Here is a 26,187-nt window from a genome sequence, read left to right as displayed (position 1 = left end):
CAAATCGATACGCCTTACAAATAAAAACGACACTCCCCTAAGGGAGTGCCAAAATTTAGAGGTATTAAGAAACTTTCAGACAGCTTTTTTCTTACATGGAGAACTCTTCCCTCCGTTGATACTGCCTAGAAACATCTGATGAATTCTTCTGTCCTCGTCCAATTCCGGATGAAAAGAAAGGCCGATTTGATTCCTATAGCGGACACCAACGATATCTCCATGGACCTTGGCAAGGATCTCAACACCCTCTCCAGCGGATTCAATGTAGGGGGCACGAATAAAGGTCATCGGGACCTCGCCCAAATCTCCGAATTGCTCCTCAGTGTAAAAACTGCCCAATTGTCTGCCGTAAGCATTGCGCTTCACCGTGACCGGTAATGTTGCAAAGTAACGGGCAGAATCATTGGCAAGCTGCCCCGCAAGGAGAATAAGACCCGCACAGGTAGCTAAAACAGGGAGACCCGCGGCGATTTTTTCCCGCAGAGGTTCAAACATGTCCAGTTCTCTGAGCAGCTTGCCTTGGGTCGTGCTCTCCCCGCCGGGGAGAATCAGCCCATCAACATCCTGGCGGACATCTTTGCCATTGCGAAGCTCAAGGCACTCTACCCCAAAGTCCTGAAGAATCTTCTCATGCTCGATGAAGGCTCCTTGTACAGCCAGTACCCCCACCCTCATCTTACTTGCCCCGTTCTGCCATAAGCAGCTCGATTTCCTGTTCGTTAATCCCCACCATGGCTTCACCCAGATCTTCAGAGAGCTCTGCCAAGACCTTGGGGTCCTGGTAATTGGTCACGGCCTTGACGATGGCTTGAGCCCTTCTTTCCGGATCTCCGGATTTAAAGATACCTGAGCCTACAAATACTCCTTCAGCCCCCAGCTGCATCATCAGGGCCGCATCCCCAGGGGTTGCCACACCACCGGCGGCGAAGTTGACCACCGGCAAGCGTTTATGCTCATGAACATAAAGTACTAAATCATAGGGCACCTGCAGCTCTTTGGCCTCTTGAAACAGCTCATCTTCCCTCATGCCGACAATGCGATTAATTTGGCGATTGATCATCCGCATATGGCGCACCGCCTGAACAATATCCCCGGTACCCGGTTCCCCCTTGGTGCGAATCATGGAAGCCCCTTCGTTGATGCGGCGCAAAGCCTCCCCTAAATCCTTCGCTCCACAGACGAAAGGCACCTTGAATCTGGTCTTATCAATGTGGTATACATCATCTGCCGGGGAAAGAACTTCACTCTCATCAATATAATCGATTTCAATAGCCTCCAGAATCTGGGCCTCCACAAAATGACCAATACGGCATTTAGCCATCACGGGAATCGAGACAGCCTCCATGATTCCTTTAATCATTTTGGGATCGCTCATGCGGGAAACTCCGCCGACGGCCCGTATATCCGCCGGAATCCTCTCCAAGGCCATCACCGCACAGGCACCGGCAGCCTCCGCAATTTTAGCTTGCTCCGGGGTGGTCACATCCATAATCACGCCGCCCTTTAACATCTGAGCCAATTCTTTGTTCAATTCATATCGTTTATGATCCATTGAAAACCCTCGCTTTACAACTAAGATATCTTTGAGTATACTCAAAACTGGATATATTAAAATGTCCAATTTGAAAATAATTTATATAACCAATTCTATAGGGAGGGGCCAATTATGCTTACCTATTCCTTTGAAACGATAGGGTCAGAAAGCATGTATGAATATCTCTATCACTGTATCAAAACCGATATTCTGCAGAAGAAATTAAAGCCTGATGAAAAACTTCCCTCGAAACGTGTTTTTGCTAAGAATCTGGGGGTAAGTGTGATCACCGTGGAAAATGCCTACGCCCAGCTTGCAGCCGAGGGCTATATTTATACCCAGCCCAAACGGGGCTATTTCGTCGCTAATCTGGAAAAACAAACCCTCCAACCTACTCTGGAAAAATCACGGGACGGCCTCCAACCCAAAAAAGAGCCGGCCTATTATGCCGACTTCGTCAAAAATTCCGTAGCCCCGGACTCTTTCCCCTTTTCTGTCTGGGCGAAGCTGCTGCGGGATGTGATGGATACGGAGAACCAGACTTCCCTGCTTTCCGATACTTCTGTGGGCGGGGTCATGGAACTTAGGCAAGCCCTTGCCGAGCATCTTTACCAATTCCGAGGTCTATCGGTGGAGCCGGAGCAGATTATCGTCGGCGCCGGAACCCAGTATCTTTACAGCGTCATTATTCAACTCCTGGGCAGAAACCGTACCTACGGCGTGGAGGATCCCGGCTATACCCGGCTCTCTAAAATCTATGAAAGCAATGATGTGAAATGCTGTCATATCCTCATGGATGACTTCGGGGTCATCCCGGAATCCTTAAAAAGCTGCGGAACCGATATTCTTCACATTACTCCCTCTCATCACTTCCCCACCGGAATCGTCATGCCTGTCAGCCGGCGCTATGAGCTCTTAAGCTGGGCAGCCCAGGAAAAAGAACGCTATATCATTGAAGATGACTATGACTGTGAGTTTCGCCTCTTTGGCAAGCCCATCCCTACCCTGCAAAGTATCGACGTCATGGAAAAGGTCATCTACATCAACACCTTTTCCAAGAGCCTTGCCCCTACCTTCCGGATTAGCTACATGGTTCTCCCCAAACATCTGGTGAACCTTTTTTATCGTCAGTTAGGCTTTTATTCCTGTACCGTCTCCACCTTTGAGCAGTTCACCCTGGCAAGATTTATTTCGGAAGGCTATTTTGAAAAGCATATTAACCGCATGCGAACCTATTATCGCAAGCAGCGGGATGCCATCTTGAAAACCCTCCGTCAAAGTGAGCTAAACCCTTATATCACCATTCAGGAAGAGGACTCAGGACTGCACTTTTTGATGGAAGTCAATACCGATGTAGAAGATGCCAAACTAATTGCCGCAGCCAAAGATGTCGGAATCCGCATTTCCTGTGTCTCTCAGTATTATCATGGCAAGCCTGGTGATCAGACTCATAAAATCATCATCAATTACTCCGGATTGGAAACAGAAAAAATTGAAACAGCGATTGAACGGCTAAGTGAAAGCATTGTGAATGTAGTTCAACAGGATAAAAGCTAAGCATTTTTTGCTTAGCTTTTTTAATGAAAATTTTTCTCCCGTTTCACATGCCCAAAGGTGCTATGAGCTTTTTCAGGGACTTAATGGATTTTAAAAATTCTCTAGTGGGTTAACTAACCTCTCCATCATTCCTTTCATAACATATGTATTAAGCTAGCACGCCAAATCAGGGAAAAGGAGATTAAAGATGAATGAACAAAAGAATGATCAAGGGGCCGAACACGTTCAGAGATTGACGGAGTATATTAAACCTTATATCGAAAAAAAGAAACAATGGCAACCTGACCTCTCTCACTTGGATTTAAAAGCTACACTCTTAAAAAATCTAGGAGGGACTGAAAAGGATTGGACTTCGTGGCAATGGCAGATGGCTCATCGACTGACCACTATAGATCTTATCGCCGATCTTTTTAATCTTACAGAAGTCGAGAAACAGGAAATAGAATCCGTTACTCTCCATCATCGCATGGCCCTTTCTCCCTTTCTTGCTGCCCATTTAGCATCAATGGAATCACCCTTAGCCAAACAGTTTCTCCCTTCTGTTCTTGAGCTTAAGCATTTTTGCGACGGAGAGCCGGATCCTATGAATGAAGGACACATGTCTCCTGTTCCCCATATCACACGACGTTATCCTGACAGAGTTATCCTAAAAGTTACTAATGTTTGCGGTTCCTACTGTAGATTTTGCCAAAGAAGGCGCGACCATGGCTCCACAGATCATCATATTCCCAAAAAAGAACTTGAGCCTGCCTTTGAATATATCGCCCAACATGAGGAGATTCGGGATGTCTTAATAACAGGCGGTGACCCTTTAACTTTAACCAATGAACATCTTGAATTTATATTTGAGAAATTGCGTCAGATATCTCACGTGGAGCTCATTCGTATTGGAACCCGTATGCCTGTCGTTATCCCTCAACGGGTAGATTCCGGATTGACTGAGCTAATTAAAAAATATGCACCCATTTATATTAACCTTCATGTTAACCACTACATGGAAATTAGTCCGGAAATGAAGAGTGCCTGCCATGAACTTCTAATGTCTGGAGCTGTACTGGGAAGTCAAAGCGTTTTGCTCCGAGGAATCAATGACTCTGATGATGTTCTAAGGTATCTTTTCCAATCCCTATTGGCTATAGGAATTAGGCCATATTATCTATTTCATGCCAAAGACATTTCAGGGACGGCCCACTTTCGAACCTCTGTTGCTAAAGGAGTGCAGCATATCAAGTCCCTTCGCGGATTTACCTCCGGACTGGCTATTCCGAGTTATGTGGTCAATATGCCCGGAGGTTTAGGAAAAGTTCCGTTATTACCTCAAACGTATCTTAGTAGCCTGGAGGATGATCCTATTCTTTTTCAAACCTGGGAAAATAAAACTGTGTCCTACCCTAATAAAACACTAAGTTCGGAGGTAATCACTGATGACTGACACTTCAGAAACTATCCTTATGTCAAAGGACTCGAGTGGGCGTTGGACTTTTACTGCCTCCCTAAAAAGTGAGCCAATGCTTACAATTCATCATGGTGTGAAATCCTGTAAAATGAAAATAAAAACCATAGGTCAAACCCATCACACCTATATCCTTGACCAGAAAATGTTCGAAGAGCTTAACGTACCAATAACGTTAATGGAGTATCGTATTAAACAAGTCCATCCTGGAGAATGGATCCTGGGACCGTTTGTGGGGATTTTTACAAGCGAAAACCTACTGCAAAAACTTTTGTCCCAAGAGGATATCACTGTTTATGATGATTACTCGAAAATCCTGGAACGCAATCAGGGTTTGGCCGTTTTTTTCAGTCTGGAACGTATACTCTGGGATAAAGGTGAAGTCATGGGGGTTGTAAGAGATTCGTCCAAGTCTGCGCACGTCTGGAAAGAGCAAGTATTGCCCATTCCTAAAGTCATTTATGATCGTTGTTATGGTCCCGGATCCAGAAAGGAGGGTATGAAGTTAAGAAGTCAATGCGCCTCTTTCAACCAGGGCATAACAGTAATCAATGCCCTGCCTAGATTAGGGAAGATGGAAATATACCAGCTCTGTTCCCAAGATGACACTTTACGCCAACATCTTCCGCAATGGGCAATCTTCCAACCTGAAACCGCTGAATCACTTCTCAGTAAGTTCCCAGTTGCTTATATAAAGCCTAATAATTTGTCCAAGGGAGTGGGGGTTACAAAAGTAACTCATAATTCCAATGGCTTTCTCGCCGAACAACGACGGGGTTCCGAAAATTATCAGCACCAATGTGTGGATGCAGGAGAGCTTCTAAATGTTCTCAGTGACTACCTTAATGCACCTATGGTTATTCAAGAGGCTATTCCCCTTCGTCAATATGAAGGAAATCCTTTTGATTTTCGCCTGCTTCTACAAAAAAATGATACTGGACAATGGCAACAAACCGGGATAGTTGCTCGAGTATTTGGAAAAGAGAGTGTCATTTCGAGTCCGCGAAGCGGTGGAAGAGTAGCCACATATGATGAGGCGATGCAGGATCTGCCGAAGAGTGAGCGGAAAAGAATTGCCACTTCACTTTTAAATTTAGCCTTGAAAATAGCCCAAATGCTTGAGAAAGAGTTTGGCCTGTTTGCTGAATTAGGATTCGACCTGGGAGTTGACTTGAACGGTGATGTCTGGTTAATCGAGGTCAATGGCAAGCCCCTTAAAGTGAGCATCGAGAGATTGAACGATAAAGCGATGACGGCTGCAGCCTATGAACGTCCCCTTGAATATGCAAGGTATTTGGCTGGGTTTGATCGGGTAAGCCAATTTAAAGGGATGGCAAAAATAGATATCGAAAATGACGATACGTCAAAAATTATCAGGTCTGTGGAAATACGGAAAACCTCAACCCATGCAAATGCTTTAAAATTAGCCAAGAATTTACTCGATATCGACCTTAAAAGCAATAACTATCTCTTAAAAGCCGGGCTCCGACAGACCACTGCAGAGGTTCTCGTTCTTCCGAATGATGAAAATGTCAGTACTCTTTTCTTAACTGAAGAGGTTCTGATCGCCTTAGGTCTCCCTGACAGAACCAGACTTAACTTGAAGTGTGACGGTTCTAATCTTATTCTCGGTCCATTCGTGGGTGTATTTATAAGTCAGAACAAAGTTGAGCGCCTTAATTGTGGGAACTGGGACAGTGTTTATTGGCGGCTTCAAAACTGGGGAGCTGAAAATGGAGGGCTGGTTTATTTCTTTACTTTCTCCGATATTGACTGGGAACAGAGAAAAATTAAAGGCTATTACTGGGATAAAGACAAAGTCTGGACCCCGTGCACTTATCCTATGCCGGAAGTTATTTATGACCGCTGCTTCGGGACAAATAGCCGTGAGATTTCCCGGACATTGAGAGAGATGATCGTTAACAAGGGCTTATCAATAAGGGTATTCAATCAGGCTGTGAAAATAGCGAAAAGAGAAACTTACGAGCACTTAGTTAAGTATCCTGGTATAAAAAAACACATCCCACCCTTTATGCCCTATACTCCAGAGAATCTTACCCAAATGATTCATCAAGCAAAATCAATCTATATTAAGCCCGTTGATCTGTATAAAGGTAAAGGCATCGTTAAGGTAACAAAAAAGAATAGCAATTTTGTTATTGAATTTCAAGGGGAAGAATCAAACGAAAAAATAGTGTGCCCAAATTGGGAAAATCTCCTCAAAAAGCTAACTCAAATACTCTTACCCGATTATGAGTATGTACTACAGGAGAGTATCCAACTGGCCACTTTTCTGGGTAATCGTTTTGATGTACGGGTAATGTTACAAAAAAAGGATTCAGCTTGGATGGTCAGTGCTTTAAACGCTCGTATTGCTCCAGTGGAAAGTATCATCACCAGCCCTCGCAGCGGCGGCAAAGTTTTTAGGCTTAGGGACGTACTAGCCCTATCTTTTCCGCTAAAAGAGGATCAGATCCTTCAAGATATCAAGCGCCTTTCTGAGAGTATTGGCTACAAAATGGAGGATAAATACGGCTATCTTGGAGAATTAGGCATTGACCTGGGAATTGATGTTAATGGTAAGGTATGGGTTATTGAGGTTAATGGAAGACCTCTTAAGGTAAGCTTTAATTATATGAAAGACAAAGCAATTTCAAAAGTTATTCATAAAAACCCCATCTTGCTTGGCTTTTCCTTAAGTGGATTTAATATTATTCCTGAATCCAAGCCTTTGCCCTCTCATCTTCTCGGTAGCCTCTATGCCTTTCGGTTAGCTCCCCAGAACTGGTCGTCACTGATTCAGAACCCGTCCCCAAGAATCCTTTTTCTTAATCCACAGCAAATCCACGGGTTCAAGTTTAAGTCAGGACAGAGAATCCTCCTACAGGTAGGCTGTTCCTCTGTGGAAGTAGAAATCAAAGTCCAAAAAATGGACTTAAACCCAAATGCCATGTTCTTATCCGATAAAGCTTTAGCTGACCTTCCCTATTACCACGGTGAAAATATCAGTCTTATTTCGGTCTCAGATCGTCAGTTAATTTTACAGCCAACTGTCGGTATGACTCTTTCTCGTGAACCGAGCGCGTTTTACGATGAAAGTTATGAGATGCAGAAATCTCCTTTGCTGGCATTAGAAAAAGGAATTTTCTTTTACTATTTTTGCCTTGATCAAATTGACTGGGACAAAAAATTGGTTCTTGCCTACTATCTGGACCCTCTTAAAAAAGATTGGAATCAAAAATATCTTCCCTTCCCCCAAGTTCTTTATGATATGGCAACATTTCCGCTTGATTTAGATAAGCTGTTAGATGCAAAAGAGAGCAATCGAAGGTTACGTGCAGATCATGATCTGCAAGTTATTAATACTGCTCGTTATTTCGACAAGTGGCTAACCTGTGAAGCAGTATCCTTTTTCAAGGAAACAAGGGAGTATATTCCTGAAACAACTTTACTCTCACTTACGGATTTAGAAAAGTTTTTGAATAAATTTGAGTTTATCTTTGTTAAAAGTAATTATGGAAGCTATGGTTCACAAGTACTAAGGGTTGAACGTCAAGAAGATCACTATTTATGCCGCACAGGCGGATCCAGGCTAGACGAATGGCGATTCAATCGTATTACAGATCTCTATGAGTTTTTAGAGGATCAATTAGGCACCTATGCAATTTTACAAAATGGAATACGTTTAGCTAAAATCAACCAGAGAATTTTTGATATGCGGGTATTATGCCAGAAAAACAGTGTGGGGCAATGGACTATTACGGCAGTTAATTACCGGATTGCACCTTTAGGAGGTATTGTTACGAATTATTCAGCCGGAGCCGACGAAGTTCTGGTCGTCCCGGAAAGTGTAATGCCCTATCCCAGCTTGTCCTGGGGACAGTTAACTAAGTTTACTAAGAAGGTATTATTTGCTCTCGAATCCTCCTTCGGACTTATGGGAGAAATAGGGCTGGATGTAGGCTTAGATGTATATGGGAAACTTTGGCTAATTGAAGCCAATAGTAAGCCTGATACCCATGGCTATCAGGAGTTAACTACAGAGGAAGTCTGCTCTCAAGTCTATGGCTACCCTTTAGATTATGCAAAGTTCCTCATACGACAAATTTCTCAAACATGAGAACAGGCAATAAAGCGGAGGTATCATTCCAGCAGCAATCGGCTTTATTTAACTCGAGACACTAAATCCAGACGTTCATTAAGCAGAGAGAAAACGAACGCTCGTAAAAGCCCTTAGAGGCCCTTTTACGAGCGTTTTATCAATCGTCATAATGTCCTTTGCATTGGATAATTTCTATCTGCCTGCTCCATGCTTTCATCAAATGCACGCATATTTTTTCAGAATAAAACGGGTCAACGAAAACTCAGCTGTTTAATCATGAATTCAGGGAGAGCAAAACAGCTCTCAAGGAGTTGCTCATTGATGTACAGAGTATCAAGTTCTCTAATCCTGACAGAATTCGGAGCAGTATATTTTTTTGACCCTAAGGTAAAGCTCCATAAACCGCCGGGATATGTAGGCACAACGGCCGTAAACATCTTTGTTTTTGGAAAAATATCATCAATCCGTGCAAAGATCTGTTCCATCGCTTCCCCATGGAAAATCGGCGATTGACTTTGACAGACCATCAGTCCATCCTCTTTCAGAGCATTGAATAGACTCCGATAAAAGTTCTTTTCAATTAATACTTCGGCGGGTCCAATGGGATCCGATGAATCCACGATGATTACATCATATATGGCCGGCGAATTCTGTGCATAGTTTACTCCATCTTCAAAAATGAACCGAACCCGCGGATCAGACAACCCTCCAGAAACTTCCGGCAGATACTTTCGACAGGCCTCCACGACCACCTGATCGATTTCCACCACATCAATTTGCTGGACACTGGAGTATTGGCAGACTTCTTTGGCAACGCCGCAATCTCCACCGCCAATAATCAATACTTTCTTCGGGTTGGGATGAATGTTTAACGGTACATGGGAAATGGTTTCGTTATAAATATGACCATCTATGGAAGTGGTTTGGACGATTCCGTCCAATACCAACATGCGTCCAAAGCTATAAGAGTCAAGAATCATCACATGCTGAATCGGCGATTTTTCTTCAAAAATAATCTCTTTAATCCGATAATCAATCTTCAAATTTTCCCGTTCATCTTCCGTCATCCATAACCCATTCTCGTTTTCAGATAAAAACGTTGGCAATTTTCTAGTCATTTTTTCCTCCATTCAAAAGAAAATCTTATAACAGTCGCCTGTTATTTCATTTATTATACCATGAGACGGGGAAAAACTCGCCCTTTGGGCCATTTATGAGATAAGCTTTAAGCCGATGACCGAGCCTAAAATCATGGTTATAAACACTACTCTTCTCCAATCCTTTGATTCATGATAACGGATCATGCCAATGAGAGTACCGCCTACCACACCGATACCCGTCCAAATGGCATAAGCTGTCCCCATAGGGAGAAATCGTAATGAATAACCCAGTAGAACAAGGCTTGCTCCAAATCCCATAATTAGTAGACCGACAGTTTTCCAATTACGGCTTATCTGCAATTGATTAATCATAGCCACACCAAATGCTTCAAACAAACCTGCGAAAAATAAAGTAAACCAAGCCATCAGGAATCAACTCCTTCTTTGCTCTTATCCGCTGTAACTGCTTTTAAGCCAAACACTCCTGTTAATAGGAGTAAAATCAACAGGAGTTTTTCCCATTTGAACGATTCCCCAAAAAAGAAAATCTCGGAAATGACGGTGCCCGCCGTCCCTAATCCTACAAAAACAGAGTAGACCGTCCCTGCAGGGAGCACTTGCCCTGCCGTAATCATCAAATAATTGCTCACAATAAGTGCAATCACCGTTCCGATCCATGTCCACACATCGTAGGAATGAGCTAATCCAATCACCCAAAGCACTTCCAGGAAAGCAGCAATAAATACTCTATTCCAATGGTTATTCATTGAAGATCCTCCTCCACTATAGTTTTTCCCAAATTAAAAAGCCTGAGAGATACTGCTAATCAGTCTCTCCCAGGCTTTTATCCTTCCGTGACACAGCCAGGCTGTGAGTTTTCTCTCGGACCAGCCAACAAAGATTGCTGCGGAACCCTAGAAAACATTTAACTTTTATTTTGCGACGTCAATCGTGTTAATACTTATTGGTGCGCCACCGGGGATTCGAACCCAGGACCTGCCGATTAAGAGTCGGATGCTCTACCAGCTGAGCTAGTGGCGCAAGTACTTTATCATAATATACCCATCGGTATAGTTTTGCAAGAGAAAATCCATAAAAAAGTCGCGAAAAACTATTCCCCAGGCTCCCATTCCTATCATCTGCTTCCTTTACTGCGGCCCCGATATTCCATGATTAAAGCGGTTATTATGCCGAAAAAAGCAGCTGCAAAAAAGAAGATGGCCAGTATGAAATTCCCCAAATCTTCAAATCCTTCACCGGCTCGAACAACGCTAGCCAAATAATAATAGTACATGGATAAAAACAGGCATAAAACCCCCGGCAAATATTTCAGAAACTTAATTCTTGATACCCCTATTCCCAGAAGAACGGTTATCCCTATTGAAACCAAACCAAAAGCCAACACCATAAGTATTAATTGATCCATAGCAGAACCCTCTCTTTCGTTGTCCCTAGTTTATCCGCACTGATTTAAAAAAATAAGCCATCTCATGCTATCACGAATATATTAAAAAGACCGACCTTATTAAAAAATATTGAAAAATATTTGGGTTATATTTCATTAATAAGGTACAATATTAAAGGTAAACCCAATACGCGTTAAAAGGAGAGAAAACTATGCTTACTGGTGCTGAAAAAATTACCGATGTCGTAGAAAAATACCCGCAAACGGTAGAAGTCTTTCAAAAATACGGCATGCATTGCTTTGGCTGTATGGCGGCTCGTTTTGAAAATGTTGAACAAGGTGCCACAGCCCATGGAATTGATGTCCCCAGCCTTATTAAGGATTTAAATAAGGTTGTCGAAAACCAATAACATTTTAAAGCAGGGAAGCAACGGCTGACATGGTCTATCAGAACATGTTCAGCCGTTTTTTTAATTAATCATGGAAATGTTATACTATTAGTGGATGACTCTTTTATTGCAGTATGTTCATAAAATCATCATAAAATTTTCAGCTTTTTTTCAGTTTCTAATCAGGTATGACTCAGAGTCATGTCCTATACTTAGGTCATTAAGAAGAGTTTTACACAGCGACTCTATACACAAGGAGGTTCAATCTATGAGTGAGAAAAAAAATCGGCTGCTCCCTTTAGCTGCTTTATGTATTATCAGCGCTCTTCTTGGTGGAGTCTCATCCGTATCGATTCTCCAATATGTCTACCCGGAGACCCTCAGTGCCATCGAAGCGCAAGCCAGTCTAAATTCCGCGGACACCAATCGTCCCGTGACCCTTCTCGCCAATACCCAGACTGATGAGTCCAATTCCCCTGTAGTTCAAGTGGCCAAGGAAGTAGGCCCCGCCGTGGTGGGAATCTCGAATTACCAAACTGTTTCCAATCTCCAAAGGTATGGATTTGGCTTAGGCTCCAGAAACAATACCCAGAGCTCCGAGTTAGTGGAAGCAGGAACCGGTTCCGGATTTATCATTGATGCTCAGAACGGCTATATCGTAACCAACAATCATGTTATTGAGGATGCCAAAAAAATCACAGTCAGCCTTAGTGATGGCCGAAACCTTGAAGCAAAGCTTATCGGCTCAGACTCTCGCACGGATTTAGCAGTCCTGCAGATCTCCGATACCAGCAATCTCACTGAAGTAAAACTCGGAGACTCTTCCAAAATCGAAGTGGGAGAATTTGTCGTTGCCATCGGGAATCCCGGAGGAAATGAGTTTGCCCGTTCTGTAACAGCAGGTGTTATCTCCGCCACCAATCGTACTCTTCAGATGTCCGGCGAATCCACCCTCTATAATATGCTGCAAACAGATGCCGCCATCAATCCTGGAAACAGCGGTGGCCCTCTGGTCAATTACTACGGAGAAATCATCGGCATTAACTCAGCCAAATACGCTGAGAATGGATTTGAAGGTATGGGCTTTGCCATTCCTATAAGTGAAGCCACTTCCATAATCACCCAACTTGTTGAAAATGGAGTAGCCAAACATCCGGCTCTTTTAGTCTCGGTCAGTGATCAATATCTTCTTTATGCAAAAGAGAAAAATCTGCCTCTTGGGGCCTATATCTATGAAGTCAATCCTGAAGGACCCGCCGGAAAAGCAGGAATCCAAGAGGGAGATGTGATTACACATATCAATGATGTCACAGTAGAAAACTCCACCGAACTGATTGGGGAAATTTATAAGCACAATGTAGGCGACAAAGTGACACTGACCTTTATTCGCAATGGACAGACGAAAGCGGTACAAGTCACCCTTGGAGAAATAGCCTCACAATAATAAGAAAAGGTTGTCTTAATACGACAACCCCTTATGTCCGACCTTGCGTTCGAGCTATAGTACATCGTTGCCTTTCTCACCTGTGCGGATCCGAATCGCTTCCTCCACCGGGTAGATGAAGATTTTCCCATCCCCAATCTCACCTGTGCGGGCAGCTCCTATAATGATGGAAACCACTTGATCGACATCCTGATCCATGACAACCACTTCGATTTTTACCTTGGGAAGCAGATAAACCTTATACTCTACCCCTCGATAGACCTGAGTATGACCCTTTTGATTACCGCACCCTAGAACTTGGGTTACGGTCAAGCCACTGACACCAAAGTCATCCAGTGCCGATTGAACATCATCCAGCTTACCCGGGCGAACTATCGCTTCAATTTTCTTCACTAGGATTCCCTCCTTTTATGAATAAGGTATTCACTCCGTAAGCGCTAAAATCCTTCCCCAGCGCCCTTAAATGAGAATTTTTACAATAAATAACCGCTGCCAATAAAGTCGGGGTAAGCTTCTTCTCCATGCAGGGAGAGATCCAGTCCTATTTCTTCTTCCTCAGCAGTAACACGCAAAGGCGTAAATACACTTACCAGCTTCATAATTACGAATGTTGCAAGGACTGCCAGAACAATGGTTACTACAACACTGATGGCTTGAATCCCTACTTGAGCCCCATTCCCATACAAAAGGCCGTCAGTTCCTCCCACGGAGGCTGATGCAAAGATACCGGTTGCTAAAGCTCCCCAGATTCCACCGAGTCCATGGCAGCCGAAGGCATCAAGTGAATCATCATAGCCAAGTTTTGCTTTCAGTACACTAACACCGAAGTAACAAATCGCACCACCAATGAGGCCAATAACTATAGCGGACATGGGAGTAACGAAACCTGCTCCTGGAGTGATCGCTACAAGTCCTGCGATAGCGCCACTGGCAGCACCCAGGATGGTTGGCTTGCCACGATGAATCCATTCAGTAGCCATCCAGGCTAATGCACCGGCGGCAGCGGAGGTATTGGTTGTAACCAGAGCCATGGCTGCTACCCCATTCGCACCCAAGGCACTACCGGCATTAAATCCAAACCAGCCAAACCAGAGAAGACCTGCACCTAAAACAGTCATAGGCAATTGGTGGGGAGCCATAGGCTCTTTTCCATGTCCTTTACGTTTGCCTAAGATTAAAGCGGCTGTTAAACCAGTAACCCCTGAGCTAATATGCACAACAGTTCCACCTGCAAAGTCCAGTGCTCCCATTTCACGCAAGAAACCACCGACACCCCATACCGAATGAGCCAGGGGATAATAAACAATAAGCAGCCAAAGAACCATAAAGCCCAGGAAAGCTGGGAACCGCATTCGTTCAGCAACGGAGCCCGAGATGATTGCCGGAGTAATGATTGTAAACATCATTTGGAAGGCCATAAACAATAGGAAGGGAATTGTTGACGAGTAATCTCCATTAGGCTCCATACCGACACCACTAAGACCGATCCACTCTAAACTTCCGATAATGCCACCATGATCTGTACCAAAAGCCAAACTAAAGCCGACTAACACCCAAAGCACTGAAGACACACCCAAGAGAATAAAACTATGCATCACCGTACTTAGAACATTCTTTTTACGAACCATGCCACCGTAAAACAAACCCAAACCAGGAGTCATAAGAAAGACAAGTGCTGCCGATAAAATAATAAAGCTCGTGTCCCCTGAATTCACCACAGTACCATCTGCCCCAAGAACTGCAACGGGGAGAACCAACATGCATATAATCGCTAACAATAATACCCATACTTTTTTCATTTGATATTCCTCCTTGATTCAATCCAGGTTTTCTTTCTTGCTCTCACACACTTATCCAATCCTAAACATGGCACCCTGCCCCCGCCAATAAGGCTTCTTGATAAGCAAACAGAAAAAGGCGCCGCTCCAAGTATCTATTACAGATTCTTGTCACGGCGCCATTGCCTTATGGATTTGATGTTTATAATTTATAGGAATCCAAAAGAAATAACAAGAGGTTTTTTCGAAGAACACTGTATACTTCTTCAGAAAATAATCAAGGCAATTCAGATGTTAATTAAGACAATTTATAATGGCACTATATACCTGAAAGCTTAATAACTCTGCATTGCCGACTTAGCCTGTTGATTACGGGCTATTACAGATAATGCATAGTTCAAGACAAAATAGGTCAAGGCAATCATCCCAAAGAGGGTAAAGACTTGGGGCGTAGATCCAAATTGACCCATGATGATCAAGCCTTTTCCGGTCAGTTCCTCAATCCCCACTGCCCAGACATAGGAGGTGTCTTTGACGACCGTAATGAACTGGGAGACCAGCGGCGGAATCATTTTCCGCAAAGCCTGGGGAAGAATAATATGGCGAAGAATCTGTACATAGGAGAGTCCCTGGGATTTGGCTGCTTCCCACTGACCTTTATCAATGGAGTTCAGGCCGCCCCGGACCACCTCGGCGATAATCGCTGAAGTGAATACCGTCATAGCCAGAATACCCGCATTGACAGGTTCCAGTCTTGTCATAAACCGGAACATGAGAATAAACAGCAGCAAAGGAATATTACGGACAACTTCAATATAGATTGCGGCAACAGGCGCCAGGATAGGATTCTTCGAATAACGGGCGATTCCAAAAATCGTGCCGATGACGAAGCTAAGCACAATCGTCATGCCCGCAATATACAGAGTTGTCATTAACCCTTCAGCCAGGAAACGAAAGACGTAAGGTTGGAAAATTTCTGCCATTATGCCGACACCTCCATCTTACGCTCCAGGTACTGTGCCAATTGAGCTAAGGGGAAGCACAGCAACAGGTAAAGTAATCCGGCGGTAACATAGGCGGGACCATAATAAATATTTCCTGCCGACCAGGAGTCAGCACGATACATCAGATCCCCACCGGCAATCATGGCCAATACGGAGGTGTTTTTGATCAGGCTCACCGCCTGATTGGTGAGAGGGGGCAATACGACCCGAGCGGCTTGGGGTAAAATGACATGCCGCATAGCACCCCAGTATGAAAACCCTTGGGATAGTGCCGCCTCCATCTGCCCTCGATGAATCGCTTGAATACCGGCCCGCACAACCTCAGCGATATAAGCACCGTGGTATATGCCCACACCCAATACCCCCACGCTAAAGACAGGAAGCATGAGCCCAATATGAGGCAATCCATTATACACAAAGAAGACCTGGATTACCAAAGGGGTATTTTGAATGAATTCCACATATACACGATTAATGGCTCGAAAAAGCTTCAGATGGGTACTCCCCAGGACCCCGAAAACTACTCCCAGAGCTAAAGCCAGGCATAATCCCAGGACAGAAACCATGACTGTAGTCAGGAATCCCTCGGCAAATATTGTCCAATCGCTGAATAGTGCTTGCCACTTAAACCAGGCAAATGGTCCCGTCACTGCTACAGACCCCACTTCTCAATTAGTTTCTGAAGTTCCCCGTTACCTTGCATTTTATGAATCGTATCATTAACCAATTGGGCTAAGCCGTCATTTCCCAGCTTGCTGGCCACGCCATACTCCTGAGGACTGAATTTGTCGTCCAAGAGCACAGTCGAGTCATCGATATAACCCAGGAGAATAGAACGGTCAACGGAGAAAGCGTCCACCCGGCCGGAATCAAGAGCTGCTTTAATCTCCGGATAGGTAGCAAACTCCTGGAACTTCACTTTGACGCCCAGCTTGTCGGCCTCATCTTGAAGGGCTGTTTTGCTGGTGGCACTTTGAGCGACGCCAATGTTCTTGCCATCCAGGTCTTTTAAGCTCTTATATCCGGGAGCTTTCTTGACCAACAGGCCTACGCTGTCTATATAATAGGGGTCGGAGAAATTATAGCTTTTTTTCCGATCTTCAGTGATGGTAAAGGTCGCAACGACCATATCCACATCCCCGCTGTCCAAAAGGGGCCCACGGGTTTTCGCCGTCACGGCTTGCAGCTTAATTTTATCGGGATCACCAAAAATTTCTTTGGCTAAAGCTTTTACGAGATCAATTTCAAATCCTTCAATGACATTGGTCTTGGGATCTTTGTACCCAAATTTGGGAACATCCACCTTAACCCCTGCGCTTAAGGCTCCACGATCTTTAATGGCCCGAATATCGGCCGGCAGATTGGGATCACTTCCTCCGGATTGAGCCGGACCGGAGCCGCAGCCTGCGAGTAAGCTTCCGACAAGGAAAAAACTCACCAAAAAGATACCTAATTTTTTCACAAAATTCCCTCCTACTTTTTTTATTTATTTTTGGGGAAAATTAACGTAAAATACGGCTGAGGAAAAGCTTCGTCCTCTCGTGAGTCGGGTCAGTAAAGAAATGTTCAGCAGTACCTGTCTCCAGAACTTCTCCTTCATCCATAAACAAGACCCGATCTGCCACCTGGCGTGCAAAGCCCATCTCGTGAGTTACAACGACCATGGTAATTCCTTCATGAGCTAAGTCCACCATGACGTCGAGAACCTCCTGAATCATTTCAGGATCCAAAGCCGACGTAGGTTCATCAAACAACATAATCTTCGGCTTCATATTCAAAGCTCTGGCGATAGCAACCCGTTGCTGCTGTCCCCCCGACAATTGAGCTGGATAAGCATTTGCCTTGGCCTTTAACCCTACACGTTCAAGAATAACCATTCCCGACGCTTCCGCCTCTTCTTTAGAGACTCCTTTAATCAAGGTTGGGGCAAGGGTTAAATTCTCCAGAACTGTCTTATGGGGATATAAATTAAACTGCTGGAACACCATGGCCACAGATTGCCGAACCTTCGCTACAGGCGCTTTATGGGCGGTGATCTCAACCCCGTCCACAATGACTTTACCTGAAGAAGGTTTCTCGAGAAGATTCATGCAACGAATCAAGGTGCTCTTACCCGATCCACTGGGCCCAATAACAACCAACTTCTCTCCAGTTTTAACTTGTAGATCAATCCCCTTTAGAACATGCAAATGCCCAAAGTGCTTATGTAGTCCTTCCAGTAGAATCACTTTATGTCCCCCTATATTTTTAATAACCTTCAAAGAGGAAATATTTATCTTGAAGATGGTTATACCATTAATTATAATATTTATAATAGTATCATTTAATTCAGAATAATGGCAATACTCGAAATATAATGTATTCTGTATACATACATTTCGGAAAACGCATAAAATCTTTTTTCGACTACTATTTATTACATAATCTTAAATAGCTGCTCATCCTCGTTCTTGTTTAATTGATACTCATTCATCCTAAGAATGAGAAGAAAGGACCACAAAGAGCCCTTAGGCTTCTTTGTGGTCCTCTTATGTCACTTACTATCTTTAGCATATCTTTTAAATATGATTAAGAGACTATTACAAAGCTTTTTTAATTACCGTGACAGCAAGATTAACCAGGCTCTCTCTCGATTTCCTGGAGTCGGCAGAAACCATTCCTGCCACAAAGCTGATGAGTGTACATTGTAAAAGATTATTGGTTATGATCTGTTTAGGTTGAAACTTTGCCACGGATTCTTTAAATTGTTGCTTTGCTTCGGCAACAGTTAAGCCATTGTTTTCTTTGCGCAAAGAACCAACCCCCCTCCCAGGATAATCGCCAACAAGGCCACTGTAAATGCAGCGAGGAAAGGTTTCATAAGCAAAGATAAACCAAGGAAAACACCGTACACGAACATGACGAAAGCGGTGATCGCCAATACCAAAGCGACGACGATTAATCCAATCGCAATCAGTATCTTAAACAATTTCCCTCGGAAATCTGCAAACTGTGCTTCAAGTAAGTCCAGGAATTTTACTACAATATCTGCTAGTGCTTCCATAGACTATTTCCTCTTCAGCAGTTTTACAACGAGGAAACCCAATCCAAAGGCAATCAGAAGGGTCGCTAACGGATGTTCCTTTGCTACTCCTGCCCCTTTTTCGACAACTTTTTTACCTTCTTCACAAGCCTTTTTAGCAACGTCCTCACCGGCTTCGATAGGCTTTTGGGCTACTTCCTTAATGACTTCGTATCCGAGGTCAACAGCCATCAGAAGCGCTGCTTTAACATCGGATAAATCAATTGGATTTGCTTGAGTAGTCGTCGTTTCATTGGATTGCATCTTTTTCTACCTCCTCTATTTTGCTTACCTAGGGCACTTTTTGAGTCAATCAGGATGGTTGTCCAAGTTTGAAAGGACTTAATACCTCTCAAGCCAACTAACTGTCAGACCGCTTATCCATCTGATTCATTCAAAAATCTTGCCCGTTTTAGCGAATGGGATCTCATAAAACGATATCTTCCTTGTCCGATACCTTCGCATAACATTATTTTAGCAAAAATTCATATTATTTTCTACACTATCTATAAATTCTATTTAGAATATATTGACAAAACTTTTATTTCTTGTTCGAGGAGCTAAGCCTGGCAACAGCGTCAAGACACTCCTCCACCTCTTGGCTTGTATTAAAGTATCCTAAGCTTAAGCGAACTGTTCCTTGTTTGAAGGTACCAAGGGTTTTGTGAGCATCGGGGGCACAGTGCAAGCCCGGTCTTGAAGCGATTCCATAAAGCTTATCCAAGAGGTAGGAAACCTCTGAAGGTTCTCTTCCCTCCAAGTTAATCGATATGACAGGTGCCCTTTCTACAGAAGGGTTAGGGCCATAAAGAATTACGCCGGGAATTTCACTTAAGCCCAGCATCAACTGCCGGGTGAGGCTTCTTTCCTTTTCCCGAATCTTCTCTATTCCCTCCTGCTTGATGAATTCTATCCCCGCCCCTAGACCAGCAATTCCCGGTGTATTGAGCGTTCCGCTCTCATAGCGTTCCGGACTCTCTTCCGGCTGGAAAGGTTCCTCTGAATTCGCTCCTGTTCCCCCTTCCTTAAGAGTGTCGAGCTGCAAATCCTCTCGAAGATATAAGCCACCTGTTCCTTGAGGACCCAATAATCCCTTATGTCCGGCAAAGACCAAAAGGTCGATGCCCATTGCTTGGACATCGATGGGAATGGAGCCTGCCGTCTGAGCTGAATCCACCATAAAAAGGACGCTCTTTTCCCTGGCAATCCTGCCGATCTCACCAATGGGGTGAATTAACCCCATCACATTGGAAGCATGGCTGAGTACAATGAGCTTTGTATTGTTTTGAATCGCTGCTTCCACTTGTTCAGGATGCAATCCTTCTTGCACAGAGGTCTGCAGCTTGGTTACTTCTACACCCTGACTGCGGAGCATTTCCAACGGACGAGTTAAGGCATTATGTTCAAGTGAGCTGGTAATAACATGATCCCCCGGCTTCAATAACCCTTTCAGACCTAAATTAAGAGCTTCCGTGGCATTGGAGGTAAAAACCACTTGCAAAGGATCAGAGATATTAAAAAACTCGGCGATTTGCCCCCGGGCATTGAGGACAATCTGCCCGGCAAGCAAGGCCATAAAATGACCGGAGCGACTGGGGTTCGCCCCTTTGTTGCGCAGGCATTGATCCACTGCCTCATAAACACATTCCGGCTTTGGCCAGGTTGTGGCCGCATTATCAAAATAAATCATACTATCTTCTACCACCTTTTCGGGTTCATTACATAACTTCAAACAGATATACTTTATTATATATAATAATACTTTTTCTTATAGAATGCACAGTTGATAATAAAACTCCAGGCAGCTTAATTAGAGGCCGCCTAGAGCTCTTTAATCCTATCTCATTGGGTAGTTTAATTTAACAAGTAATTCAAGAAGTATATTTAGTCTTTTTCTTAAGAATCAAAATCGTGAGAAGTGACAGGAGTCCCAGAAACGCCCCTATCACAGTAAGCTGTTCTGTACTCATAACACCTCTATCCACAGGCTTATTCTCCCCATTCCTGAAGGGTCCGCCTTGTACCCCTCCCTCAGGAAACTGCCCTTTGCCTTCACCCATAGCCATTCCCGGTTGAGGTCTTTCCCCGCCGGCTCCGCCATTAGGGGGCTGAAGGCCGTTGGGAAACTCCATTCCTCCTTCCCTTGGGAAAGCTGAATCAGATTCGGAACCTATACTGGGTATTTCTCCATTCAGTTGTTGAGCTACATTGAGGATACGCTCCCGGACAAACTTTTGAAGGCCGATGGTATTCTCTCCCATCATCATGTTCCCCCCGCGATTGTCCCCTGGCATACCGCCACGGTCTCCCCCAGGCAGCCTCTTATCGCCCTGATTCTCTCCGGGAATTCCACTCTCAATAATACTTCCTTCTTCTTGAGAACTCTCCAATAAAGAAGTCTCTTGAGCAGCCCCTTCTCCAATAGCTTCTTCAAATTGTTCCATGGTGTAAAACTTGGTAGGATCTTCTGCCAAGTGAGGACGAATCAGGTCGGCTACCCGCTTAATCTCCTTAGTCATGGTTTCAACTGAGAAAGAACCTTGAATAAAATCCCGGATATACTGGTGGTACAACTCCTTGTACTCTTCGACCTCCAAAAGCTTCCCAATCAAAGGCCGTTCCTCAAGGGTGGTTCCTGATACAGGCTCATCGATCGTCAGGGTTGTGGGTGAAGAATTCCCTCCCCGGCCCATACTGAAACCACCAAAGGACATATTATAATCCCAGGGCAAAATAGTGAATACTCCATCCTCTTCATAAAGATAATAGTTATGCTTCATGTTTCCCTGGTAGCTGTCCATGCTGACCAAGACGGTGTTCACCGCAAAGTACTTCAGGGTTTCCTCTACATTAATGACTTTTTCCAACTCCTGGCCTTCATTGAGGGTTTTGATCATCTTCAAAAGGGCGGCATCGGCACCTGATTTCTTGTGGACGGCAGCCTTAATACCGCTATAAGATTTGATGTTGTCATCAATGTATACCAAGTCGCTGCCCGTACCGTCCGGCTTATACAGATTCCCGTATCCGCTTCCATAATAGCGTTCGAGAAAGGGTTCCTCAATGCCCTCCACCGCCAGATAGAGTCCAACCTTTTCCTCATTCACATAGATGTTGGCATAAGCAAAACCGGGTGTGGCAACACCCATCTCCTTAAAAAGGGAGTAGGATAAGTATTCCCGCATATAAGAGGGATCGCTTATGGAATTATTCAAGTTTAGCTTGGTCAAACCCTTATATTTTTGTCCATCAATATATTGATCAAAATCAAGCTTAAAACTATAACGATCCGAGTCGCTATTGGCCACCATAGTCAAGCTTGAGTTTCCCTTGACCCGAAAACCCACATTGTCTACCATTTCGCCGTCAATCTCCACTCTAGCTATTTTATACTCTTCTGCCATAGGGTTATTCAGCATATCCCTATAATCTTCTTCATCCAAAGTAACATGAATCTCCATGACACGATCCTTATCCAATACCGAATCCAAAACAGCCTCCGAACCCCTTGGTTCATTATAGTTCAGAGCTGTAAACCCTATAAAGATGAGCAGAGAGACCCCCAGCATTACCATAATTATCCCGACTAGATTTTTATTCATCGGTTCACCCCTCTTTTCCTATGGACGGGCTTCTCTAAACTGCGAGCTCACCGTTATAACTGACGAGGACCACATCCCCTATCCCTTCTAAAATTGCTAATTGATTGACAAAATCAGTGTCATCTTCTTTCAACCGCACCTCGACGGTCAGTTCAATTCCCTGACCGCTGCGGACAGCCTTGGAACGAATATTGTGCCGTTTAACATGGCGGCTTAACGTTTCCAGGAATCGTTTTTCCGCAGAATTATCCTGGCAATGGGCCACCACCATATAGGGGATCTCCGTACTGGATTTATAAGTGAAGAGAATCAGCATGACTCCCACAACGATCGAACCCAAAATACCTAAGAGATATTGCCCTGCTCCCGTGACAATTCCTGCTGCAATAGCCCAAAACAAATATACGATATCGATGGGATCTTTTACTGCTGTCCGAAAGCGAACAATACTTAAAGCACCCACCATCCCCAGAGATATGACAATGTTTGATGTAACTCCCATGATAATCAGCGTAGTGATCATAGCCATCGCCACCAGGGATATGTTGAAGTTCTTGGAATACATTACCCCGTTAAAAGTTTTTTTATAGACGGCATAGATGAACAAACCTATGAGGAATGAAATCAAAAGACTCAAAGATACATCAACCGCGGAAAATTGACTGACTGCACTCTCCAGGACATTATTTTTAAAGAGATCGGGAAAGTTAAACGTATTCCCATTATTCATGATTTACCCCCTATACTTTCTATGATTTAACTTAAGACGAATAACCACGGCGAAGATGACCCGGTCAAGACCCTTAATCATAACACCTGCAAAGCACATACTTGGAGATGGCCGACTTATGCCGGCTGTCTAATTGAAGCAGTTGGCTAATGTGGCGGGGCAGGTATTCATCATATTTAATTTCCAGAATGACGGTGTTTCCATACCCCGCCGGCACCAGAGGTAAACTGGTATTGAAAAAATCCACGGAACCAAGCCCTGTACGCACATTACTATCAAAGGTAATGCGAATCCGCCCCGGCTCCCATATATAGGCTTCCCGGTCATATTCCACGATGGTCTTCGGTAAAAACAGACCCGTTCTTAATTTGATATAAAGCTGCCGGCATACCCGCTCAGACCGTTCCCGCAGAAAATGATACTCACCCTCCAAGAGGCGTTCACATTCGTCACGGGTCAACCTGGCGGTTTCTTTATAGCCAAGCTGATTGTCCTTGACCTTTTTCTCCAGGCGAATCAAGGAGGAGTCCCCATAGGTCCGGATTCTGAACTTTTCCCGATACTTCACACCCATAAGCTTATTGTGAAAAGCTGTATCACTTAGATCATCGAAATACAGACTGCGCACTTTATAAGAACCATCCTCTTCTCCATGTTTATCCCTTTGCATAATGCACGAAAGCCGGCTGGCCAAAACTCTCTTATCAAACTCATTAATTCCCATTTTAATTTCCTGCCGGTATTTGCTCACTCATGATCACCTTCTCTTCTTTCTAGCCTTGGCTCTTTCTTAACTATACCCTTTCATACTGAAAGGCCCCTTAAGAAAAGCTGAAAATGACATGTGCATTTGCTGAATGTCTACTGAACATTACGTTATAGACTGACTAAACTTCAAATCTCTAAACAAAAAACATTCATGGACGCTTGCTGAGGGAAAATTGTGTGGTATAGTAATTCTTGGAGGTTGATTTACAATGAATAATCGAGTGATTCCTTTTTCACCACCTGATATAACCGACCAAGAAATCAATGCTGTGGTCGAAGTCCTCAAATCCGGTTGGATTACCAGCGGCCCCAAGGTTCGTTTACTGGAGGAGAAGCTCCAGGAGTATTGCCGGGCAGATCATGCTGTTGCCCTTGCCAGCAATTCTCAAGGGCTGGATCTTATACTTAAAGTACTCAATATTTCGGGAGATGCCGAAATTTTAACAACCCCCTATACTTATGTGGCCACATCCAATGCCGCCCTTCATCAGGGAATTAAACCTACCTTTATCGATCTCAAGAAAGACAGCTTCTTTATGGATGAGGAAAAGCTCTATGATGCCATCACCGATAAGACCAAGGCTATACTCACCGTGGATATTGGCGGTGTTCCCATGGATTATGATGTGGTCAAGTCTATCTTAAAGGAAAAAAACCGGGAGGATATCCTGCTGATTTCCGATTCCGCCCACTCCATTGGTTCTACCTATAAAGGAGACCCGGTAGGAACTCAATTTGATTTCCATGTCTTCTCCTTCCACGCTGTTAAGAACTTGACCACTGCTGAAGGGGGAGCCATTACCTTCAATGGTGATCGGGACAACTTAGCTCAGGTCTTCAAGTACAGTTCCTTGAATGGGCAAACAAAAGATGCCCTATCCAAGATGAAGGCGGGTGCATGGCGTTACGATATCTTAATTGATGGAATGAAGTGCAATATGACTGATATCGGGGCTGCCATTGGCCTGGTTCAATTGGAACGCTATGATAAAATTCTTGGTCAACGAAAGAAACTCTCCCATATTTATCATTCCATACTCTCGGAAAAAGAGTGGGCACTCTTACCGTTATTGGAAAATGATATTATGGAAAGCTCTTACCATCTCTATCCTTTGCGGATCAAAGGATTCACTGAGGAGCAAAGAGATCAGGTGATTCAAGAGCTGGCAGACATGGGCATAGCTACCAATGTTCACTATATTCCCATCCCCATGTTTACTTATTATAAAGAGTTGGGCTACGATATTCAGGATTACCCCAATGCCTATGCCCAATATGCCAATGAAATCACCCTTCCCCTCTATTCCATCCTGACCTCCGGCGACTGTGAATACGTAGCCGAAAACGTCATAAAAACTGTTGAGAAGCATATAAAATAATAGTAAAGCCAGCAAATCTTTAATCGATCTGCTGGCTTTACTATTTTTGACTAACCATTAAGCTCAACTAATTTGACCTTTACAAAATCCCTGGCCTCTATAGAATCCTCCGTTACCTCGCAGTCCAAAGCGAGGATTTTTACTCCCCGCTTTTCAGCTTGAATCAATGCTTCCCCAAAGGCTTTATGGGTTTTGACATTAGGGGTGAAATAGTGGACATTTTTCATTTGAATGATGAACACCACATAGGCCTCATACCCTGCGTCCACAGCCTGACTCAATTCGTTAAGGTGCTTAACGCCCCGTTCTGTGGGAGCATCGGGAAAGAGCGCTACACCCTCTTCCTCTAAAGTTACTCCTTTCACTTCAACCAGGATTTTCCTCTCCCCTGCTTCCAGGTAAAAATCAAAGCGTGAATTTTGAAAGGTGTGTTCCTGCTTAATACGCTGAAGCTCCTGAAAATACTCTTTTTCTAACCATTCACGAAACACCTTGTTCGGCACCTGACTGTCCATGTTGATGAGCCTATTCCCTTTACGAACTCCGATAAGGTCGTATTTTGTTTTCCTATGTTCAAAATCCGCTTCTTGAAGGAAAACCGTCACTCCCGGTATTAACAATTCTTTACAGCGTCCTGTATTCTTAACATGACAAATTTCTTCTTTTCCGTTGGTTTCTACCTTAGCAATGAACCGATTGGGTCGAGAAAGAAATTTTCCTTCCCTAATATTTGTGTACTTCATACTACTCCCATTCCATATTATTTATGAATTTTTGAACTTTTTGTGAATATTCTTTATCTTTCTTCTATTCTATTACTTGTCTACTACAATATTTTCTCTAAATCAGTTATAATGTCCCTAATAATTTATATATCGGGG

The 26,187-nt window shown here is 43.9% G+C and carries 26 protein-coding genes, 1 tRNA gene and 1 riboswitch; of the genes, 6 read left to right on the top strand and 21 right to left on the bottom strand.

The annotated features are described in order from the left end of the window. Positions 1 to 75 precede the first annotated feature (75 nt). Both pdxT and pdxS read right to left on the bottom strand, forming a co-directional pair. Positions 76 to 675, bottom strand: coding sequence for a pyridoxal 5'-phosphate synthase glutaminase subunit PdxT (gene pdxT, locus DESDE_RS04810; protein ID WP_014792911.1), 600 nt, complete (start codon positions 673 to 675; stop codon positions 76 to 78). A 1-nt stretch (position 676) separates the two neighbouring features. Further along, positions 677 to 1,552 (bottom strand): pyridoxal 5'-phosphate synthase lyase subunit PdxS, encoded by an 876-nt coding sequence (gene pdxS, locus DESDE_RS04805; RefSeq protein ID WP_014792910.1) that lies wholly within the window; start codon positions 1,550 to 1,552, stop codon positions 677 to 679. Between the two features lie 114 nt (positions 1,553 to 1,666). Here pdxS and pdxR point away from each other — a divergent pair, with 114 nt between their 5' ends. The 3 genes from pdxR to DESDE_RS04790 all read left to right on the top strand — a co-directional run bounded on the left by pdxR (position 1,667) and on the right by DESDE_RS04790 (position 8,664). Further along, a complete protein-coding gene (gene pdxR / locus DESDE_RS04800) occupies positions 1,667 to 3,091 on the top strand; it encodes a MocR-like pyridoxine biosynthesis transcription factor PdxR (RefSeq protein ID WP_014792909.1) in 1,425 nt (474 codons plus the stop codon). Positions 3,092 to 3,278: 187 nt separating this feature from the next. After that, on the top strand, positions 3,279 to 4,523 hold the full coding sequence (locus tag DESDE_RS04795) for a KamA family radical SAM protein (protein ID WP_014792908.1): 1,245 nt from the start codon (positions 3,279 to 3,281) through the stop codon (positions 4,521 to 4,523). Next, entirely contained in the window at positions 4,516 to 8,664 is a 4,149-nt protein-coding gene (locus DESDE_RS04790; protein ID WP_014792907.1) for a YheC/YheD family endospore coat-associated protein, read from the top strand. Before DESDE_RS04795 ends, DESDE_RS04790 begins: the two co-directional genes overlap by 8 nt. Positions 8,665 to 8,897: 233 nt before the next feature. Here the strand turns inward: DESDE_RS04790 and speE are convergent, their stop codons facing one another. From speE to DESDE_RS04765, 5 genes are all read right to left on the bottom strand, one after another. After that, positions 8,898 to 9,764 (bottom strand): polyamine aminopropyltransferase, encoded by an 867-nt coding sequence (gene speE, locus DESDE_RS04785; RefSeq protein ID WP_014792906.1) that lies wholly within the window; start codon positions 9,762 to 9,764, stop codon positions 8,898 to 8,900. A 93-nt stretch (positions 9,765 to 9,857) separates the two neighbouring features. Continuing rightward, positions 9,858 to 10,172 carry a DMT family transporter gene (locus DESDE_RS04780; protein ID WP_014792905.1) on the bottom strand — a complete coding sequence of 105 codons (315 nt, stop codon included), beginning with the start codon at positions 10,170 to 10,172 and terminating at the stop codon, positions 9,858 to 9,860. Continuing rightward, entirely contained in the window at positions 10,172 to 10,513 is a 342-nt protein-coding gene (locus tag DESDE_RS04775) for a DMT family transporter (protein WP_014792904.1), read from the bottom strand. Before DESDE_RS04775 ends, DESDE_RS04780 begins: the two co-directional genes overlap by 1 nt. A 64-nt stretch (positions 10,514 to 10,577) precedes the next feature. Next, positions 10,578 to 10,675: riboswitch (guanidine-I (ykkC/yxkD leader) on the bottom strand. Between the two features lie 36 nt (positions 10,676 to 10,711). Next, positions 10,712 to 10,787: transfer RNA gene (locus DESDE_RS04770), tRNA-Lys, on the bottom strand. A gap of 94 nt (positions 10,788 to 10,881) precedes the next feature. Continuing rightward, on the bottom strand, positions 10,882 to 11,172 hold the full coding sequence (locus DESDE_RS04765; RefSeq protein WP_014792903.1) for a hypothetical protein: 291 nt from the start codon (positions 11,170 to 11,172) through the stop codon (positions 10,882 to 10,884). 191 nt (positions 11,173 to 11,363) lie between these two features. Here DESDE_RS04765 and DESDE_RS04760 point away from each other — a divergent pair, with 191 nt between their 5' ends. Further along, positions 11,364 to 11,561, top strand: coding sequence for a DUF1858 domain-containing protein (locus DESDE_RS04760; protein WP_014792902.1), 198 nt, complete (start codon positions 11,364 to 11,366; stop codon positions 11,559 to 11,561). A 247-nt stretch (positions 11,562 to 11,808) separates the two neighbouring features. Continuing rightward, entirely contained in the window at positions 11,809 to 12,984 is a 1,176-nt protein-coding gene (locus DESDE_RS04755) for a S1C family serine protease (protein WP_014792901.1), read from the top strand. 54 nt (positions 12,985 to 13,038) lie between these two features. Here the strand turns inward: DESDE_RS04755 and DESDE_RS04750 are convergent, their stop codons facing one another. The 13 genes from DESDE_RS04750 to DESDE_RS04690 all read right to left on the bottom strand — a co-directional run bounded on the left by DESDE_RS04750 (position 13,039) and on the right by DESDE_RS04690 (position 23,910). Continuing rightward, positions 13,039 to 13,377 carry a P-II family nitrogen regulator gene (locus tag DESDE_RS04750; RefSeq protein ID WP_014792900.1) on the bottom strand — a complete coding sequence of 113 codons (339 nt, stop codon included), beginning with the start codon at positions 13,375 to 13,377 and terminating at the stop codon, positions 13,039 to 13,041. A gap of 80 nt (positions 13,378 to 13,457) precedes the next feature. Further along, positions 13,458 to 14,783 carry an ammonium transporter gene (locus tag DESDE_RS04745; protein ID WP_014792899.1) on the bottom strand — a complete coding sequence of 442 codons (1,326 nt, stop codon included), beginning with the start codon at positions 14,781 to 14,783 and terminating at the stop codon, positions 13,458 to 13,460. A gap of 314 nt (positions 14,784 to 15,097) precedes the next feature. Further along, positions 15,098 to 15,745 (bottom strand): amino acid ABC transporter permease, encoded by a 648-nt coding sequence (locus DESDE_RS04740; RefSeq protein WP_014792898.1) that lies wholly within the window; start codon positions 15,743 to 15,745, stop codon positions 15,098 to 15,100. Continuing rightward, positions 15,745 to 16,416, bottom strand: coding sequence for an amino acid ABC transporter permease (locus DESDE_RS04735; RefSeq protein WP_019849658.1), 672 nt, complete (start codon positions 16,414 to 16,416; stop codon positions 15,745 to 15,747). Before DESDE_RS04735 ends, DESDE_RS04740 begins: the two co-directional genes overlap by 1 nt. 2 nt (positions 16,417 to 16,418) lie before the next feature. Continuing rightward, positions 16,419 to 17,228, bottom strand: a complete 810-nt coding sequence (locus DESDE_RS04730; protein WP_014792896.1) for a transporter substrate-binding domain-containing protein — start codon at positions 17,226 to 17,228, stop codon at positions 16,419 to 16,421. Between the two features lie 40 nt (positions 17,229 to 17,268). Next, positions 17,269 to 17,994, bottom strand: a complete 726-nt coding sequence (locus DESDE_RS04725; RefSeq protein ID WP_014792895.1) for an amino acid ABC transporter ATP-binding protein — start codon at positions 17,992 to 17,994, stop codon at positions 17,269 to 17,271. A 351-nt stretch (positions 17,995 to 18,345) separates the two neighbouring features. Beyond that, entirely contained in the window at positions 18,346 to 18,558 is a 213-nt protein-coding gene (locus DESDE_RS04720) for a hypothetical protein (protein ID WP_014792894.1), read from the bottom strand. Then, positions 18,534 to 18,809 carry a hypothetical protein gene (locus DESDE_RS04715; protein WP_014792893.1) on the bottom strand — a complete coding sequence of 92 codons (276 nt, stop codon included), beginning with the start codon at positions 18,807 to 18,809 and terminating at the stop codon, positions 18,534 to 18,536. Before DESDE_RS04715 ends, DESDE_RS04720 begins: the two co-directional genes overlap by 25 nt. 3 nt (positions 18,810 to 18,812) lie before the next feature. Further along, positions 18,813 to 19,091 (bottom strand): hypothetical protein, encoded by a 279-nt coding sequence (locus DESDE_RS04710; RefSeq protein WP_014792892.1) that lies wholly within the window; start codon positions 19,089 to 19,091, stop codon positions 18,813 to 18,815. 277 nt (positions 19,092 to 19,368) lie between these two features. Continuing rightward, the gene (locus DESDE_RS04705) at positions 19,369 to 20,517 is read right to left on the bottom strand and encodes an aminotransferase class V-fold PLP-dependent enzyme (RefSeq protein WP_014792891.1); all 1,149 of its coding nucleotides are present in this window, start codon (positions 20,515 to 20,517) and stop codon (positions 19,369 to 19,371) included. 181 nt (positions 20,518 to 20,698) lie between these two features. Continuing rightward, a complete protein-coding gene (locus DESDE_RS04700; protein WP_014792890.1) occupies positions 20,699 to 22,429 on the bottom strand; it encodes a CotH kinase family protein in 1,731 nt (576 codons plus the stop codon). Positions 22,430 to 22,463: 34 nt separating this feature from the next. Further along, positions 22,464 to 23,159, bottom strand: coding sequence for a DUF4956 domain-containing protein (locus DESDE_RS04695; protein ID WP_014792889.1), 696 nt, complete (start codon positions 23,157 to 23,159; stop codon positions 22,464 to 22,466). Positions 23,160 to 23,232: 73 nt separating this feature from the next. Next, on the bottom strand, positions 23,233 to 23,910 hold the full coding sequence (locus DESDE_RS04690) for a polyphosphate polymerase domain-containing protein (protein WP_014792888.1): 678 nt from the start codon (positions 23,908 to 23,910) through the stop codon (positions 23,233 to 23,235). Positions 23,911 to 24,136: 226 nt separating this feature from the next. On the opposite strand from DESDE_RS04690, the gene DESDE_RS04685 reads away from it, so the two are divergent. After that, positions 24,137 to 25,306 carry a DegT/DnrJ/EryC1/StrS family aminotransferase gene (locus tag DESDE_RS04685; protein ID WP_014792887.1) on the top strand — a complete coding sequence of 390 codons (1,170 nt, stop codon included), beginning with the start codon at positions 24,137 to 24,139 and terminating at the stop codon, positions 25,304 to 25,306. Between the two features lie 50 nt (positions 25,307 to 25,356). Here DESDE_RS04685 and sfsA read toward each other — a convergent pair whose 3' ends face one another. Beyond that, entirely contained in the window at positions 25,357 to 26,049 is a 693-nt protein-coding gene (sfsA, locus tag DESDE_RS04680; protein WP_014792886.1) for a DNA/RNA nuclease SfsA, read from the bottom strand. Between the last annotated feature and the right edge of the window lie 138 nt (positions 26,050 to 26,187).

The sequence above is a fragment of the Desulfitobacterium dehalogenans ATCC 51507 genome (assembly GCF_000243155.2).
Lineage (GTDB): Bacteria > Bacillota > Desulfitobacteriia > Desulfitobacteriales > Desulfitobacteriaceae > Desulfitobacterium > Desulfitobacterium dehalogenans.
This window is presented reverse-complemented; position numbering and strand designations above follow the sequence as displayed.